At 72.1% G+C, this 15,939-nt stretch carries 14 protein-coding genes; 11 read left to right on the top strand and 3 right to left on the bottom strand.

What is annotated here, in order from left to right:
* Window positions 1-9: 9 nt before the first annotated feature.
* The 3 genes from OG933_RS17870 (at window position 10) to sucD (ending at window position 3,548) form a co-directional block, all read left to right on the top strand.
* Window positions 10-1,002 carry a hypothetical protein gene (locus OG933_RS17870; RefSeq protein WP_405627806.1) on the top strand — a complete coding sequence of 331 codons (993 nt, stop codon included), beginning with the start codon at window positions 10-12 and terminating at the stop codon, window positions 1,000-1,002.
* A gap of 458 nt (window positions 1,003-1,460) precedes the next feature.
* Window positions 1,461-2,639: an ADP-forming succinate--CoA ligase subunit beta gene (gene sucC / locus OG933_RS17865; RefSeq protein WP_020131112.1), complete on the top strand. Its 1,179-nt coding sequence runs from the start codon at window positions 1,461-1,463 to the stop codon at window positions 2,637-2,639.
* 21 nt (window positions 2,640-2,660) lie between these two features.
* On the top strand, window positions 2,661-3,548 hold the full coding sequence (gene sucD / locus OG933_RS17860) for a succinate--CoA ligase subunit alpha (protein WP_020131111.1): 888 nt from the start codon (window positions 2,661-2,663) through the stop codon (window positions 3,546-3,548).
* Between the two features lie 121 nt (window positions 3,549-3,669).
* Here the strand turns inward: sucD and OG933_RS17855 are convergent, their stop codons facing one another.
* Window positions 3,670-4,785 (bottom strand): helix-turn-helix domain-containing protein, encoded by a 1,116-nt coding sequence (locus OG933_RS17855; protein ID WP_405627805.1) that lies wholly within the window; start codon window positions 4,783-4,785, stop codon window positions 3,670-3,672.
* A 96-nt stretch (window positions 4,786-4,881) separates the two neighbouring features.
* Here OG933_RS17855 and OG933_RS17850 point away from each other — a divergent pair, with 96 nt between their 5' ends.
* Window positions 4,882-6,729: a DUF6350 family protein gene (locus OG933_RS17850; protein WP_405627803.1), complete on the top strand. Its 1,848-nt coding sequence runs from the start codon at window positions 4,882-4,884 to the stop codon at window positions 6,727-6,729.
* Window positions 6,730-6,913: 184 nt separating this feature from the next.
* Here the strand turns inward: OG933_RS17850 and OG933_RS17845 are convergent, their stop codons facing one another.
* Window positions 6,914-7,672 carry a hypothetical protein gene (locus OG933_RS17845; RefSeq protein ID WP_362517680.1) on the bottom strand — a complete coding sequence of 253 codons (759 nt, stop codon included), beginning with the start codon at window positions 7,670-7,672 and terminating at the stop codon, window positions 6,914-6,916.
* A 309-nt stretch (window positions 7,673-7,981) separates the two neighbouring features.
* Between OG933_RS17845 and purN the strand changes: the two genes are divergently transcribed.
* Together purN and purH are read left to right on the top strand one after the other, a co-directional pair.
* A complete protein-coding gene (gene purN / locus OG933_RS17840) occupies window positions 7,982-8,611 on the top strand; it encodes a phosphoribosylglycinamide formyltransferase (RefSeq protein WP_054242420.1) in 630 nt (209 codons plus the stop codon).
* Window positions 8,608-10,191, top strand: a complete 1,584-nt coding sequence (gene purH, locus OG933_RS17835) for a bifunctional phosphoribosylaminoimidazolecarboxamide formyltransferase/IMP cyclohydrolase (protein ID WP_405627801.1) — start codon at window positions 8,608-8,610, stop codon at window positions 10,189-10,191. Before purN ends, purH begins: the two co-directional genes overlap by 4 nt.
* 122 nt (window positions 10,192-10,313) lie before the next feature.
* Here purH and OG933_RS17830 read toward each other — a convergent pair whose 3' ends face one another.
* Complete coding sequence (locus OG933_RS17830; protein ID WP_171399011.1) at window positions 10,314-10,946, bottom strand: RDD family protein; 633 nt, start codon at window positions 10,944-10,946, stop codon at window positions 10,314-10,316.
* A gap of 292 nt (window positions 10,947-11,238) precedes the next feature.
* On the opposite strand from OG933_RS17830, the gene OG933_RS17825 reads away from it, so the two are divergent.
* The 5 genes from OG933_RS17825 to OG933_RS17805 all read left to right on the top strand — a co-directional run bounded on the left by OG933_RS17825 (window position 11,239) and on the right by OG933_RS17805 (window position 15,886).
* Window positions 11,239-12,093, top strand: a complete 855-nt coding sequence (locus tag OG933_RS17825; protein ID WP_020131105.1) for a bifunctional methylenetetrahydrofolate dehydrogenase/methenyltetrahydrofolate cyclohydrolase — start codon at window positions 11,239-11,241, stop codon at window positions 12,091-12,093.
* Window positions 12,083-12,652, top strand: coding sequence for a DUF3017 domain-containing protein (locus tag OG933_RS17820; RefSeq protein ID WP_405627799.1), 570 nt, complete (start codon window positions 12,083-12,085; stop codon window positions 12,650-12,652). Before OG933_RS17825 ends, OG933_RS17820 begins: the two co-directional genes overlap by 11 nt.
* Window positions 12,653-12,898: 246 nt before the next feature.
* Window positions 12,899-13,357 (top strand): helix-turn-helix transcriptional regulator, encoded by a 459-nt coding sequence (locus tag OG933_RS17815; RefSeq protein ID WP_362517670.1) that lies wholly within the window; start codon window positions 12,899-12,901, stop codon window positions 13,355-13,357.
* Window positions 13,358-13,484: 127 nt separating this feature from the next.
* The gene (locus OG933_RS17810) at window positions 13,485-14,468 is read left to right on the top strand and encodes a helix-turn-helix domain-containing protein (RefSeq protein WP_405627797.1); all 984 of its coding nucleotides are present in this window, start codon (window positions 13,485-13,487) and stop codon (window positions 14,466-14,468) included.
* A gap of 428 nt (window positions 14,469-14,896) precedes the next feature.
* Window positions 14,897-15,886 carry a malate dehydrogenase gene (locus OG933_RS17805; RefSeq protein WP_362517665.1) on the top strand — a complete coding sequence of 330 codons (990 nt, stop codon included), beginning with the start codon at window positions 14,897-14,899 and terminating at the stop codon, window positions 15,884-15,886.
* Window positions 15,887-15,939: the final 53 nt, after the last annotated feature.

The raw sequence follows: 15,939 nt of genomic DNA, 5'->3' as shown, positions 1-15,939 counted from the left end.
CTTCCCCCCTTGACCTGGCTCACCACCCCGCCTGGTGCCGCTCTGCGGATCCTGCGCGTCCTGCGCGGCGCGGCCGGGCGGCGCGTGGTGCAACTGGCGCTCCTGGTGGGCGGGTTGTTCGCGCTCGGGTTTCTCTGCGGGGAACAGGCACACGCGGCGGAGGGCCTGACCGCACCGGCACTGTCGGCACCGGCACTGTCGGCACCTGCGGGGTCCGCACCGGCCCTCTCGGCTCCGGGCCTGCCGCCGGTCCTGTCCGTGCCGGCCGCGGTGACCGACCAGGCCGAGGGCCTGAGTTCGGTTCCGGCGGTCGGCGATGTCGTGGTGGCGACCGTGGGCGAACAGCGTGAACGGCTCTCGGCGCGGGTGTCGCCGCCGCCGGTCTCGTCGTCGCCGAGGCAGCCGATCGAGCAGGCCCTTTCCGACCTCCCTGACCTTTCCGACCTCCCTGACCTTTCCGGGCTCCCCGAGTTCCCCAAGCTTCCCGAGTTCCCCAAGCTTCCCGACCTCCCCGAGCTTCCCGAGCTTGCAGATCTTCCCAAGCTCCCTGAGGTCGCCGGCCTCACCGACCTCCCGAGTCTGCCCGCCCTTCCGGCTCTCCCCGCCCTTCCGGCTCTTCCGGCGGTTCCGGTGAGCGCGAAGGTGGCGGTGGCGGACACGGCGGTGGATGCGGATACGGCGTCGTACGGCCCGGTGAGCACCGGCGTCGGCGGTTCGGTCGACGTCGGTCACCGGGTCGCGTCCGCCCGCACCGGCCAAGCTCCCGCCGACGCTCCTGCTCACACTCCCGGGCCGGTGCGCCGCGGACCCGCCGGTGACCGTGACGGCGTGCTGGGCGGCGGTGCGTCGGTGTTCGACGGCGGCGCGTCCCGGCACGGCGACACCTACGCCGTCACCCCGCGTCACCGGATCCCGCTGCGGCTGGTGCCCGGCGGTGCCGCGCGCTCCGAGGCGGCCGGTACCCGGGACGGGCACCGGAACATCCCGGTCTTCCCCGGCTAGGGACAGACGCCCCTCCCGTCTGACCGGTTGACTCCGTGAGGCGGCAGGCCCCCGGACGGCCGAAAGCCACCGGTTCGTCCGACCGAAACCTCACGGGTGGGGTCGAGTGATCCTCATTGGGGTGAGGATCGACCGACCTGAGCCCTCAAAGGGCTGTTCAGGGGGCCTCACCGGGTCAACCCCAACCCGGTGAGGCCCTTCCCGTCTCCTCCCGATCTCCTCACACCCGGCACCGGGTGCCAGTGATCCCGGCATCATGTGACAGGTATCACCGCTCAGGTGTGACCCTCGATTTAGGGGCCTCCTGCAAGCAGCGATAACCTGCGAGACGGACATGCCGCGCGCTCGGACACCGTGTGCGCCTCCCTTGTGACTGACAGACGGCGGACGTCACGTTGCCCTCGCGGCACGCCCACGCAGACAACGAACCGCGAGATCACTGATAGGGACGGAAGCGCGTGGACCTGTTCGAGTACCAGGCGAGGGACCTCTTCGCCAAGCACGATGTACCGGTGCTGGCCGGTGAAGTCATCGACACGCCTGAGGCGGCCCGCGCAGCCACCGAGCGTCTCGGTGGCAAGTCCGTCGTCAAGGCCCAGGTGAAGGTCGGCGGGCGTGGCAAGGCCGGCGGCGTGAAGCTGGCCGCGACCGCCGACGAGGCGGTCGAGCACGCGACCAACATCCTCGGCATGGACATCAAGGGCCACACGGTCCACAAGGTGATGATCGCCGAGACGGCCCCGGAGATCCTGGAGGAGTACTACGTCTCCTTCCTCCTCGACCGTGCCAACCGCACCTTCCTCTCCATCGCGTCCGTCGAGGGCGGCATGGAGATCGAGGAGGTGGCGGAGACCCGCCCCGAGGCCGTCGCCAAGACGCCGATCGACGCCAACGTGGGTGTGACCCCCGAGGTCGCGCGCCAGATCGTCGAGGCCGCGAACTTCCCGGCCGAGGTCGCCGACAAGGTCGCAGGCGTCCTCGTGACGCTGTGGAAGACCTTCATCGAGGAGGACGCCCTCCTCGTCGAGGTCAACCCGCTGGCGAAGGTCGCCTCCGGCGACGTCATCGCCCTCGACGGCAAGGTCTCGCTGGACGAGAACGCCGAGTTCCGTCAGCCGGGACACGAGGAGTTCGTCGACCACGCGTCGGCCAACCCGCTCGAGGCCGCCGCGAAGGCGAAGAACCTCAACTACGTCAAGCTCGACGGCGAGGTCGGCATCATCGGCAACGGCGCGGGTCTCGTCATGAGCACCCTGGACGTCGTCGCGTACGCCGGTGAGGCGCACGGTGGGGTCAAGCCCGCCAACTTCCTCGACATCGGTGGTGGCGCCTCCGCCGCCGTCATGGCGAACGGCCTGGAGATCATCCTCGGCGACCCGGACGTCAAGTCCGTCTTCGTCAACGTCTTCGGTGGCATCACCGCCTGTGACGAGGTCGCCAACGGCATCGTCCAGGCGCTTCAGCTGCTCGCGGACAAGGGTGAGGAAGTCACCAAGCCGCTGGTCGTGCGTCTCGACGGCAACAACGCCGAGCTGGGTCGCAAGATCCTCTCCGACGCCAACCACCCGCTGGTCCAGCGCGTGGACACCATGGACGGCGCGGCCGACAAGGCCGCCGAGCTCGCGGCTGCGAAGTAAGGGAAGAGGGACAGAACAGCCATGGCTATCTTCCTGAACAAGGACAGCAAGGTCATCGTCCAGGGCATGACCGGTGCCACGGGCATGAAGCACACCAAGCTCATGCTGGCGGACGGCACCAACATCGTCGGTGGCGTGAACCCCCGTAAGGCGGGCACGTCCGTCGACATCGACGGTACCGAGATCCCGGTCTTCGGCACGGTCGCCGAGGCGATCGAGAAGACGGGCGCCAACGTGTCCGTCCTCTTCGTGCCGCCGGCCTTCGCGAAGGCCGCCGTCGTCGAGGCGATCGACGCGGAGATCCCGCTGGCCGTCGTCATCACCGAGGGCATCGCCGTCCACGACTCGGCCGCGTTCTACGCGTACGCCGTGTCGCAGGGCAACAAGACCCGGATCATCGGCCCGAACTGCCCCGGTCTCATCACCCCGGGCCAGTCGAACGCCGGCATCATCCCGGGCGACATCACGAAGCCGGGCCGTATCGGTCTGGTCTCGAAGTCCGGCACGCTGACCTACCAGATGATGTACGAGCTGCGTGACATCGGCTTCTCGTCCGCCGTCGGTATCGGTGGCGACCCGATCATCGGTACGACGCACATCGACGCGCTCGCCGCGTTCGAGGCCGACCCCGACACCGACCTGATCGTCATGATCGGTGAGATCGGCGGCGACGCCGAGGAGCGGGCCGCGGCCTTCATCAAGGACAACGTGAAGAAGCCGGTCGTCGGCTACGTCGCGGGCTTCACCGCGCCCGAGGGCAAGACCATGGGCCACGCCGGCGCCATCGTCTCCGGTTCCTCCGGCACCGCCCAGGCGAAGCAGGAGGCCCTCGAGGCCGCCGGCGTCAAGGTCGGCAAGACGCCGACCGAGACGGCGAAGCTGGCCCGCGAGATCCTCGCGGCCGGCTGAGTTCCAGGCCGGGTACCGGTGGGCCCGCTCCCCTTGTGGGGAGCGGGCCCACCGGCGTTTCCGGGGCGCGGGCGCCGGTCCGGGCGGTCCGGGCGGTTCGGGCGGGCCGGGCGGGCCGGGTTCATTCGGCCAGCGGGATCAGCCGTTGCGGGCCGTGCTGGATCCCGGACCTCAGCTTGGCGCGCAGGTCCAGTTCCGCGTCCGAGAGCGTGCCGGGGGCGGATCGCGGGGGGATGCCCTGCACCGTCTCACCGGGGGGTACCGCGGGCTCGTAGCGGGTGGGGGCCGTACGTACGGTCAGTGCGGTCGCGCCGATGATCGCGACCGTGAACGCGATCGCCACCCTGGTCCAGAAGCGAGCTCGCCGTTCGCTGCCCGCCCGCACGGTGGTCGGCTCAGCCGCACGCAGCCGTTCGGCGGACGCCACCTCCGCCAGCCGCCGGTGCAGTGCCGAGGGGCTCGCCAGCTCGGGCAGCCGCGCGGCCACCGCCTCACGGGCGTGCAGCAGCCGGTTCGCCGCCGCGGGGGTGCTCGCCTCCGTCTCCGCCGCCGTCTCCGGGAGGTCGAGGCCGACACCGTCGTAGAGGAGGAGCGTGCGGCGGTAGGGCGTGGGGAGGGTCAGCAGGACGTCCAGCAGCGCGCGGTCGGCGGCGTCGGACGGGGGCGGCTCCGGGTGGCGGTAGCGGGGGCGGAACCGGTGCCAGGGCGAGAGCGCGTACTCGTACGCCGTCGCCCGCACCCAGCCGGCCGGGTCCCGGTCCACGGCCACCTCGGGCCAGCGCTGCCAGGCCACTTGGAACGCCCGCTCGACCGATTCGCGCGCGAGTTCGCGGCGGCCGGAGAGCAGGTATGCCTGCCGTACGAGGGCGGGGGCGCAGAAGGCGTAGAGGGCGTCGAAGGCCTGAGCGGGCGTCAGAGTGGTCCCGGTGGGCCGGCCTCCGGGGGCTTCGGGGGTTTCGGGGTGGTGAGGGTCGTTGTTCGGGCACACCGTCACCTGGGGCGGGTGCGCTGCCTCCTGGGGGTTCGTCACCATGTCCGCCTCGGTCAGCGATGCCAGCAGTTTCGCGTACGCCTCCCGCCTGCGGCCGCGTGGCGTCGTGCAGCCGGACTCCCACGCGCGCACCGTCTCCCGGGCGACGCCCACCCGCTCGGCGACCTGATCATGTGTCAGCGAGGCCGCCTCGCGCAGGTGTCGGCGCAGCTTGGGCGGGGGGAGTGGGGCAGGGCTCTGTGTCACAGGGGAACCCTTCGCGCGAAAATGTACATAAACGTATATTGAGCGACACAACGGTACTTCGCCTGTTACGACGGGAAAGCGCGTGTCGTTGGGAGCATGACGGGCGTGACCCAGATGACCGCTCGCCGACTGTCGTTGTCGCCCCTGCTCAGCCGGATGCGTGACCGATCTTCCGGGCTGGCCGCCGGCCTCCTGGGCGGTGCGCTCGCGGCCGGGCTCGGGCTCGGTTCGTTCGCCGTGCTCGTGATGGTGCTGTGGATCAGCTCGCCGTATCCCGACAGCGGGCCGGACGGCGCGCTGCATGTCGCCGCCGCGCTGTGGCTGCTGGCTCATGGCGCGGAGTTGGTACGCGTCGACACGCTGTCCGGGGTCCCGGCGCCGGTCGGCGTCACCCCGCTGCTGCTGCTCGCGTTGCCGGTGTGGCTGGTGCGGCGCGCCGCGCGGGACGCGGTGGACGGCGGCGGCGGTGACGACGAGGGCGCGGCGCTCGGAAGTGCCCGTACGGCGTGGGCGGGTGTCGTGCTCGGCTACCTCGCCGTCGGGACGGGCGTCGCCTGTTACGCCGCCACCGGTGGCGCGCTGCGGCCCTCGTGGGCGTGGACGGCGGTGTGCGTGCCGGCGGTCGCGGTGCTGGCCGCCGGGGCGGGGGTGTGGTCGGCCCACGGCTGTCCCCGCGGGCCCGTCGACAGCGCGCTGCTGGTACTGCCCCGCGGTGTGCGGCGGCTGCTGCTCGAGCCGGACGGGCGGGAGCGGCTCGCGGTCGCCGGGCGGGCGGCGGGGGCCGGGGCGGCGGTGCTCTTCGGGGGCGGGGCGGCGCTGGTGGCGGTGTCCTCGGTGTGGCACCTGGGCGCGGCCCGTGAGGCGTTTCTCCAGCTGACGGAGGGCTGGTCGGGGCGGTTCGCGGTGCTGTTGCTGTGCGTGGCGCTGGTTCCGAACGCGGCGGTGTGGGGGGCGGCGTACGCCCTCGGGCCGGGGTACGTCCTCGGTGCCGGACATGTGGTGGCGCCGTTGTCCTCCGACCCGGCGCCCCTGCTGCCGCAGTTTCCGCTGCTGGCGGCGGTGCCGGAGGCGGGCGGCGGGACGCCGTGGAACTGGGCGGTCGGGGTGGTGCCGGTGATCGCCGGAGTGACGGTGGGGGTGTTCGTGGCTCGGGGTGCGGGGGCCGGAGGCGCCTGGTCGCGCGGGCGGACCGCGGGGTGTGTGGTGCTGGCGGGCGTGCTGTGCGGGCTGCTGATGGGAGGGCTCGCGGGGTTGGCCGGTGGGCCGTTGGGGGTCTCCGCGTTGGCTCGGTTCGGGCCGGTGTGGTGGCAGGTCGGGGGTGCGGTGCTGTTGTGGACCGTGGGGGTGGGGGTGCCGGTGGCCTTGGTGGTGCGGGGGTGGCGGCGCTGGGGGGCGGCGAGGGTGGGGAAGGAGGGGGCTGTGGGCTCCGCGGGTTCTGCGGGGTCTGCTGCCGCGGGCTCGGTGGTGGGGGCCGGGCTGTATGACTTCTCGCCGGTTGAACGCGGTGGTGCGGGGGCGCACGGCGGTGCGGTGACGTATGACGACCCTGTCGGGACTGTCGCGCCCGGGTCGGCCGTGCCGCCTGTGCCGCCTGTGCCGCCTGCGCCGACCGGGCAGGTCGAGCCGACCGGGCAGGCCGTGCCGCCCGTGCCTGGTGTTGCGCCCGCGCCTGTCGAGCTGGTGGACCCCTTCGGCCCTCCGGACACCGACGCCATGGACCCCCGGGACCCCCTGCACCCCCGGGACCCCCTGCACCCCCGGGACTCGATGCACCCCCGGGACCTCTTCGACCCCCTGGACCCCAGGGGTCCCGTGGGTTACGTGGAGCCGGTGTGGCATGGGGATGTGGCTCGGGAGGCTCGGTGGGCGGTGTTGCGGGAGGCGGGGGAGGACGAGGGCGTGGACGGTTCGGAGGGGAGTCAGGGGGGTGGGGTGGGGCGGTGACCGTCCAGAGGGATTTCGCCCCCGCCGCCCCTTCCCTTCCCGTCCCTGGGGGCTGCCGCCCCCGGACCCCCGCTTTCGGCCCTGAACGGGCCTCGTCCTCAAACGCCGGACGGGCTGTCACCACGCCGGGACGGGGTGGCAGCACGCCGGGACGGGGTGGCAGCACGCCGGGACGGGCTGAGAGTCACGCGTTGGCGCCCAGGATGTTTTTCAGTTCCTTGGGGAGCAGGTCGTCGCAGGACTGTTTGGCCTCGTTGGTGAGGGCGTCGTTCGTGCAGGTGTAGTAGTCGCTGTAGACCAGCTGCGCGGTGAAGCTCGCGGCGACCAGGGCCAGGGCCAGGGATGCGGTGACCAGGCCGCTGACGGCGGCGGTCTTCTGGGGGCGGCCGGTGGGCTCCGGGGCGGGCGGGGCGTCGGGGTCGGGGGTGCGGGGCTTGGCGCGCAGGGCGCTGATTCCCCAGTTCAGGGCCAGTGCGCCGAGCAGCAGGGCCACGTACGGCCAGCCGAAGAGCGCGAAGAAGAAGGCCCACATCCCGCAGAGCAGGGCGTAGCGCGCGTGGCGCTGGGCGGGGTCGGTGGGGTCCCACCGCTTGGCGGGGTCGGTGCCGGGGCCGCCGCCCTCGGGGGTGCCGCCGGGGCGCTCGCCGAAGCCGCCGGGGGAGCGGCCGGGCTGCCGGTCGCTCCACTGGCCGCCCCACGGGGTGCGCCCGCCCTCGGGGGCGCCGCCCGCCGGGCGTCGGGGCTGCCAGGGACGGTCCGGGGTGCCCTCGGGGGGCGGGGCGAAGGGGTTGTCGTCCTCGGGGGGCGGGTTGTCGCCCGGGTTGTCGCCCGAGGGGGCGTCGGGGGGAGAGGTTGGGCGCTCTCGCAGCAGCACGGCGCCGCGCTCCCCTCCCTGCCGTGACTGCGGGGGGAGCGTGAGGAGTCGCAGACTGCGGTCCGGCATCAAGTGGGCGTCTTCCCCTAGTGATCGGCTAGTGATCGGCTTTGGCTGGTAATGAACGGTTTTGGGCTGGTACTGCCTAGCTGGGCCGTCACCTGCAGAACGCACCGCGTCGCCACCGCGTTCCCGAGCCCGCTCGCCCCAGACGCTACCTTCCGGCCACGCCCCCGTCCCGTGGGGGCCGTCCGGTGTGCCGGTATCGTTGCTGACGGTCGGCCGCTTCGTAGACTTCCCCGTATCCCGGGGCGCGAAGCATTCGTACGAATGTATAAACCGGCCGTGCAAACGCTTCCCCGAGAAAGGGCCCCCACCGTGGCCGCCAAGCCCGTGGCCAAGCGCCTCGTCGTGCTGGTCTCCGGATCCGGTACGAACCTCCAGGCTCTCCTCGACGCCATCGCGGCCACCGGCGTCGATGCCTACGGCGCCGAGATCGTCGCCGTCGGAGCCGACCGGGAGGGCGTCGAGGGGCTCGCCCGGGCCGAGCGCGCCGGGATTCCCACCTTCGTGCGCAAGGTCAAGGACTTCGGGAGCCGACAGGAGTGGGACGCCGCGCTCGCCGAGGCGGTGGCCGCCCACGAGCCGGATCTCGTCGTCTCCGCCGGGTTCATGAAGATCGTGGGGAAGGAATTCCTGGCGCGGTTCGGGGGGCGGTTCGTCAACACGCACCCGGCCCTGCTGCCCAGCTTTCCCGGGGCCCACGGTGTGCGGGACGCGCTCGCGTACGGCGCCAGGGTCACCGGCTGCACCGTCCACTTCGTCGACGACGGCGTCGACACCGGACCGATCATCGCCCAGGGCGTGGTCGAGGTCCGGGACGAGGACGACGAGAGCGCTCTGCACGAGCGCATCAAGGAAGTCGAGCGAAGGCTGCTCGTCGAGGTCGTGGGGCGGCTCGCCCGCAACGGCTATCGCATTGAGGGACGAAAGGTAGTTATCCAGTGACCGCCGACAGCACTGTCACGGCAGAGAGCAGCAAGCGGGGCATCCGTCGCGCGCTCGTCAGCGTCTACGACAAGACCGGTCTGGAAGAGCTCGCGCGCGGGCTGCACGAGAGCGGCGTCGAGCTCGTCTCCACCGGGTCCACCGCCTCCCGTATCGCCGCCGCCGGCGTCCCCGTCACCAAGGTCGAGGAGCTCACCGGCTTCCCCGAGTGCCTGGACGGCCGGGTCAAGACCCTGCACCCCAAGGTGCACGCCGGCATCCTCGCCGACCTGCGACTCGACAGCCACCGGCAGCAGCTGGACGAGCTGGGCGTCGCGCCGTTCGACCTCGTCGTGGTGAACCTCTACCCCTTCCGGGAGACCGTCGCCTCGGGCGCCTCCGAGGACGAGTGCGTCGAGCAGATCGACATCGGCGGGCCGTCCATGGTGCGCGCCGCCGCGAAGAACCACCCGTCGGTGGCCGTGGTCACCAGCCCGGCGCGGTACGCCGACGTCCTCTCGGCCGTACAGTCCGGCGGCTTCGACCTGGCCGCCCGCAAGCGGCTCGCCGCCGAGGCCTTCCAGCACACCGCCGCCTACGACGTGGCGGTCGCCTCCTGGTTCGCGTCCTCCTACGCGCCCGTGGACGAGTCGCGGTTCCCCGACTTCCTCGGCGGCACCTGGGAGCGCAAGAGCACCCTGCGCTACGGCGAGAACCCGCACCAGCCCGCCGCGCTCTACGTGGACGGCAGCGGTGCCGGTCTCGCCGAGGCCGAGCAGCTGCACGGCAAGGAGATGTCGTACAACAACTACACGGACACGGACGCCGCGCACCGTGCCGCGTACGACCACGCCGAGCCGGCCGTCGCGATCATCAAGCACGCCAACCCGTGCGGGATCGCCGTCGGCGCGGACGTCGCGGAGGCGCACCGCAAGGCGCACGCCTGTGACCCGCTGTCGGCCTTCGGTGGCGTCATCGCCGTCAACCGGCCGGTCAGCAAGGAGCTGGCGGAGCAGGTCGCCGAGATCTTCACCGAGGTCATCGTCGCGCCCGACTACGAGGAGGGGGCGCTCGAGGCCCTCACCAAGAAGAAGAACATCCGGGTGCTCAGGGCGCCGCAGGGCCCCGCGGGCGCCGTCGAGCTCAAGCCCGTCGGCGGCGGCGCGCTGCTCCAGGTCACCGACCGGCTCCAGGCCGACGGCGACGACCCGGCGAACTGGACCCTGGCGACCGGCGAGGCGCTCGGCGCGTCCGAGCTCGCCGAGCTGGCGTTCGCCTGGCGGGCCTGCCGGGCCGTCAAGTCCAACGCCATCCTGCTCGCCAAGGACGGCGCCTCGGTCGGCGTCGGCATGGGGCAGGTCAACCGGGTCGACTCGGCGAAGCTGGCCGTCGAGCGGGCCGGTGAGGAGCGGGCGCGCGGGTCGTACGCCGCCTCCGACGCGTTCTTCCCCTTCCCCGACGGGCTGGAGGTGCTGGTCGAGGCGGGCGTCAAGGCCGTGGTGCAGCCCGGTGGTTCGGTCCGTGACGAGCTGGTCGTCGAGGCCGCCGAGAAGGCGGGCGTGACGATGTACTTCACGGGGACGCGTCACTTCTTCCACTGATCTTCCCCGATCGACGCAGCGGCCCCGGTCGTCTCTCCTGGAATCAGGAGGGGGGACCGGGGCCGATGTGCGTTCATCCGCGGCGCAGCGCGTGCGTCAGCGTGTGTGGGTCAGCGCGTGCGTCAGTGCGTGCGGATCACGATCGAGCTGCACACCTTGTCGGCGAACGTCTGCTTCTTGGCGTCCCAGGCCGGCCACAGCCAGCCCAGGTAGCACGCCAGGCTGTCCAGGAAGTGGGCCAGGCGGCGGACGAACGCCATGCCGACACCGAGCGGCTGCCCGTCGATCTCCCGCACCAGGCGGATGCCCAGCGCCTTCTTGCCGACCGTCTGGCCGGTGCGGCCCTCCTGGATCAGCTGCCAGATCGCGAGGCCGAGCAGGGCGGCGGCGCCGATCGCCATCAGCGCCGGAGTGTCCTTGCCGATGATGACGAGGGCGTAGGGCACCGCGAACACCAGCATGTCGACCAGGGTGCCCAGGAACCGCTGGCCCCAGTTCGCGTACGGCGGCTGACCGCCGTAGCCGGGCTGCTGCGGGTAGCCGTAACCCTGCTGCGGATAACCCGGCTGCTGCGGGTAGCCGGGCTGCTGGGGGTAGCCGGGCTGCTGCGGCTGGCCGTACCCCTGCGGGGGGACGCCCTGCGGCGCCTGCTGGCCGTAACCGGGCTGGCCCTGCTGGGGGTAGCCGTAACCGGGCTGCCCCTGCTGGGGGTTCTGCGGCTGACCGTAGGGGTCGTTGGGCGGGCCGAAGCTCATGGCGATTTTCCTCCGTTGCACAAGCGGGGACGACGCGGAGTGCGCGGAGGAACATCTTCAGATGAGCGGTTTGCCCCCCAACACCGACCGCATACTGCGGAGACCCATCGTTCTTGGACAGGTGTGCTCCTGTCCAGCCGCATTCCGCAGGCTTTGTGCAAGTGCAACCTTCCCGATCATGGCCGAAACGGCACCGGGCGGACCCGCCGAGGGGGTGGCCGGAGCCGGGTTCGCCGGTGCCCGGGTTCATCCGGATTGGAACCGGGGGCCCGTCATCCGGGAGGATGGGTCCATGACCGCCCAGATTCTCGATGGCAAGGCCACCGCAGCCGCGATCAAGTCCGATCTGACCGCCCGGGTGGCGGCGCTCAGGGAGAAGGGCGTGACGCCCGGACTCGGCACGATCCTCGTCGGCACCGACCCCGGCAGCCAGAAGTACGTCGCCGGCAAGCACCGTGACTGCGCCGAGGTCGGCATCGCCTCTATCCAGCGCGAGCTGCCCGGCACGGCCACCCAGGAGGAGATCGAGGCGGTCGTCCGCGAGCTGAACGACGACCCCGCCTGCACCGGTTACATCGTCCAGCTCCCGCTGCCCAAGGGCATCGACGAGAACCGGATCCTGGAACTCATGGACCCGGCCAAGGACGCCGACGGCCTGCACCCGATGAACCTCGGCCGGCTGGTCCTCAATGAGCCCGCCCCGCTGCCCTGTACCCCCAACGGCGTGCTCACGCTGCTGCGCCGGTACGGCGTCGAGATCAAGGGCGCCGAGGTCGTGGTCGTCGGCCGCGGTGTCACCATCGGCCGCTCGATGCCGCTGCTGCTGACGCGGCGCAGCGAGAACGCAACGGTGACCCAGTGCCACACCGGTACCCGGGACCTCTCGGCGCACCTGAAGGGGGCCGACATCATCGTCGCCGCGGCCGGTTCCGCGCACCTGATCCGGGCCGAGGACGTCAAGCCGGGTGCGGCCGTGCTGGACGTCGGTGTCTCCCGCAACGCGGAGGGCAAGATCGTGGGCGACGTCCACCCGGACGTCCGCGAGGTGGCCGGCTGGGTCTCCCCGAACCCCGGTGGCGTGGGCCCGATGACCCGCGCCCAGCTGCTGGTCAACGTGGTGGAGGCGGCGGAGCGCAGTGTCGACTGACGGAACGACCGGCAAGGCCGGGAACATCGACGAGACCGACAGCGCCGACGTCACCGACGGTGGCGGCACCACCAGCGCCGCCGGCACCACCAGCGCCGCAGTCACCGAGGGCATCGACGGCATCGAGGTGCGGGACCCGGTCAGCGCGCCCGACGCCGACGGGGTGCCGCGTCGCACCACCCGCCGCTTCCCGCTGTTCACCCGGGACACCGCGCGCCCCGAGGGCGGCGGCCGGGCCGCGCCCGGTGACGCGCTGGCCGCCCGGCAGTGGCCGATCATCGTCGTCCTGGGCATCGTCGCGCTCGGTCTGCTGGTGACCGCGCTCGACGTGTTCCGGATCGGCACGATCCTGATCGGCGTCGGGCTGCTGGTCGGCGCGGCGCTGCGCTGGCTGCTGCCCGGGGTCGGCATGCTCGCCGTACGCTCCCGCTTCACCGACATCGTGACGTACACCGTGCTGGGCACGGCGATCGTCCTGCTGTCGCTGATGGCGCAGCCCGAGCCGTGGCTCCAGATCCCCTTCCTGAAGGACACCCTGCACTTCACGGTCAGCAGCTGAGCCGAACCGAGTCCGGCACAGCGCAACGCGTCGGCGGCCCGTCCCCATCCCCCGAGGAGGACGGGCCGTCGACGCGTTCCACGTTCCACCCTCTTGAACTGCCTGTTCAACAGTCGGCCGGTCGCTGTGGCACGGAAGTGACCGTTCCGCCACGGTGTGCGCGCCCCGCCACAGCCGCCCCCGCTCCGGGAACCGTCCGGCCGTCCCGTGTCGTCCCCCCAACGGATCGAAGGAAAGGTGGGCGGGATGGGCGCCTGGCAGCCGCTGCCGGACGGGCTGCCGTCCGAGGTACGGCACTTCGTGGAGCAGTTGCGGCAGCTCAAGGACGGTACGGGCCTCAGTCTGGCCTCGCTCGGCGCGCGCACCGCGTACAGCAAGTCCTCCTGGCAGCGCTACCTCAACGCCGTCCAGCCGCCGCCCCGGCAGGCCGTCGCCGCGCTGTGCCGGGTGGCGGGTCTGGCCGGCGCGGACGCCGAACGGCACGTCGTGCGCTGGGAGCTGGCCGTCGAGGTCTGGCCGCGGCCGGTGCCGGCGAACCCGGCCGAGGAGTACCGGGACGACCCGACGATCCCCTGGTGGGACCGCCTGGAGGAGCCCGCTCCGCAGGCCTCGCCCCGGCCCGCCGGACGCCTGCTGCTGTACGCGGCCGTGCTTCTGCTGGCCCTGCTGTGCACCGCCGTCGGGGGAGCGGTCGTCTTCGGCTGATGTGCGTTCGTCGTGCGGATGTGCGCTCGTCGTGTCGATACGTTGACAGTTCGGGTATCTGTCCCGAATCGTCTCGTCATCGGGTCTAACGTGGCCAATGGGGGACTTGGCGGAGGGAGGGGGTTCGATGGCTCGCTGGAGGGCTTTGCCCGGTGAACTCGACCCGCAGGTGAGGGAGTTCGCCGAGCAGTTGCGGCGGGTCGTGGACCGCACGGGACTGAGTGTCGCGGCGGTGGCCGACCGTACGGGCTACAGCAAGACGTCCTGGGAGCGGTATCTCAACGGCCGGCTGCTGGCCCCCAAGGGCGCGATCGTCGCGCTGGCCGAGGTCACCGGCACGCCTCCCATCCATCTCACCACCATGTGGGAACTGGCCGAGCGGGCCTGGAGCCGCTCGGAGTCGCGGCACGACCGGACGATGGAGGCCGTCCGGATCTCCCAGGCGCGGGCCGCGCTGGGGGAGTTCGGGCCGGCGCCCGATGTGCGCGAGTTCGACGCGGGCCGGATGGCGTTGACCCCGGGCGTCGCGGGGCCGGCGGGCGTGTCACCGACGATGCCGGTGTCGCGGGAGACACGGGAGACGCGCGGTTCCGCGGGGGGTGCCCCGGGTGGTTCCGGCCCACGACGCACGACGCTGTTCCTCGCGGGGGTCGTGGGGGTGGTGACGATCGTCGTCGGCGCGTTCCTGCTGACCGACGGAGGGGACCCGCGGCAGGCGGTGGGCACCACCGGGTCGCCGTCGCCCTCCTCGGCCGCGCCGAGCACCGCCCTGCCCTCCGGGGTGCTGTGCGCCGGCGCCGACTGCACGGGCCGCGACGCGGAGGAGATGGGGTGCAGCGGCGACCTCGTGACGACGGCGAGGAGCGCGACGGTCGGGACGACCCTGGTCGAGGTCCGCTACAGCAGGACGTGCGGGGCGGCCTGGGGCCGGATCACCCGGGCCGCGCAGGGCGACGGGGTGCGGGTGACCGTGGGTCCGGTGCGGCAGACCGGCGCCGTCACGGTGGCCGGCGACACGATCGCGTACACCCCGATGGTGGCGGTGAAGAGCGCGGCGGACGCGACGGCGTGCGCGGTGCTGGCGTCGGGGGAGCAGGGGTGCACGCCCTGAGACGGCCGGACACCGGGCCCGGCGCTGGGCCGAACGGGTGAGGTGAGCGGCGTCGGTGGAACCTGGCGCAAAAAAGTCGGAGCGGGCAGGAATACCCGCCTCCGCCCCGGGCACGCGAACCGTACCCCCACGGGAGTCCGGCGCGACCCGGTACCCCCGCCACGGCGGCCGCTCGGTTCCACCTCTCCCGGACCGGCGGCCGCCGCTTTCCGTACGGCCGGGGCCGCTCCACCGGGACCGCCGGGACCACTCCGGCCGGGCAGCCGGGACCACTCTGTGGGACGGGCCACACAACCCCGGCCGCCCGGGATCCCGGCGGCGCGATAGCCTGACCGCTGGTTGGATCTCTTGATACCAAGAGATCGATCATTTGTACGTCCCACCAGGGGCAGGGACGCCCCACCGACAGCTGTCATACGGAGAACGCCATGACCCGCACTCCCGTGAACGTCACCGTCACCGGCGCGGCCGGCCAGATCGGTTACGCCCTGCTCTTCCGCATCGCCTCCGGCCAGCTGCTCGGCGCGGACGTGCCGGTCAAGCTGCGCCTGCTGGAGATCACTCCCGCGCTGAAGGCCGCCGAGGGCACCGCCATGGAGCTCGACGACTGCGCGTTCCCGCTGCTCCAGGGCATCGACATCAGCGACGACCCGAACGTCGCCTTCGACGGCGCCAACGTCGCCCTCCTCGTCGGCGCCCGCCCGCGCACCAAGGGCATGGAGCGCGGTGACCTCCTCGAGGCCAACGGCGGCATCTTCAAGCCGCAGGGCAAGGCCATCAACGACCACGCCGCGGACGACATCAAGGTCCTGGTCGTCGGCAACCCGGCCAACACCAACGCCCTGATCGCCCAGGCCGCCGCCCCGGACGTACCGGCCGAGCGCTTCACCGCGATGACCCGCCTCGACCACAACCGCGCGCTGACCCAGCTCGCGAAGAAGACGGGCTCGACGGTCGCCGACATCAAGCGGCTGACCATCTGGGGCAACCACTCCGCGACCCAGTACCCGGACATCTTCCACGCCACGATCGCCGGCAAGAACGCGGCCGAGACCGTGAACGACGAGAAGTGGCTGGCCGAGGACTTCATCCCGACCGTCGCCAAGCGCGGCGCGGCCATCATCGAGGCGCGTGGCGCGTCCTCCGCCGCCTCCGCCGCCAACGCGGCCATCGACCACGTGCACACCTGGGTCAACGGCACGGCGGACGGCGACTGGGCCTCCATGGGCATCCCGTCGGACGGCTCCTACGGCGTCCCCGAGGGCCTCATCTCGTCCTTCCCGGTCACCACCAAGGACGGCGTCTACGAGATCGTCCAGGGCCTGGACATCAACGAGTTCTCCCGCGCCCGCATCGACGCGTCGGTGCAGGAGCTGGCGGAGGAGCGCGAGGCGGTCCGCGCCCTCGGCCTCATCTGAGTCCTGCCGGCCGGTCCCTGACCGCTGCTGACTGTTTCTGATCCCCGGGTGGC

The organism is Streptomyces sp. NBC_00016, assembly GCF_045040885.1.
In the GTDB taxonomy this organism is placed as follows: Bacteria; Actinomycetota; Actinomycetes; order Streptomycetales; family Streptomycetaceae; genus Streptomyces; species Streptomyces coriariae.
Note: the sequence above shows the minus strand (reverse complement) of the source record. Positions and strands in the feature narration are given on the sequence as shown.

What these genes read in the sequence shown, in the direction of transcription:
- OG933_RS17845 (WP_362517680.1), bottom strand. Translation starts at nt 7,672, where the DNA reads ATGCCGGACCGCAGTCTGCGACTCCTCACGCTCCCCCCGCAGTCACGG.
- OG933_RS17805 (WP_362517665.1), top strand. Translation starts at nt 14,897, where the DNA reads ATGACCCGCACTCCCGTGAACGTCACCGTCACCGGCGCGGCCGGCCAG.
- OG933_RS17815 (WP_362517670.1), top strand. Translation starts at nt 12,899, where the DNA reads ATGGGCGCCTGGCAGCCGCTGCCGGACGGGCTGCCGTCCGAGGTACGG.
- OG933_RS17825 (WP_020131105.1), top strand. Translation starts at nt 11,239, where the DNA reads ATGACCGCCCAGATTCTCGATGGCAAGGCCACCGCAGCCGCGATCAAG.
- OG933_RS17810 (WP_405627797.1), top strand. Translation starts at nt 13,485, where the DNA reads ATGGCTCGCTGGAGGGCTTTGCCCGGTGAACTCGACCCGCAGGTGAGG.
- OG933_RS17830 (WP_171399011.1), bottom strand. Translation starts at nt 10,946, where the DNA reads ATGAGCTTCGGCCCGCCCAACGACCCCTACGGTCAGCCGCAGAACCCC.
- sucD (WP_020131111.1), top strand. Translation starts at nt 2,661, where the DNA reads ATGGCTATCTTCCTGAACAAGGACAGCAAGGTCATCGTCCAGGGCATG.
- OG933_RS17850 (WP_405627803.1), top strand. Translation starts at nt 4,882, where the DNA reads ATGACGGGCGTGACCCAGATGACCGCTCGCCGACTGTCGTTGTCGCCC.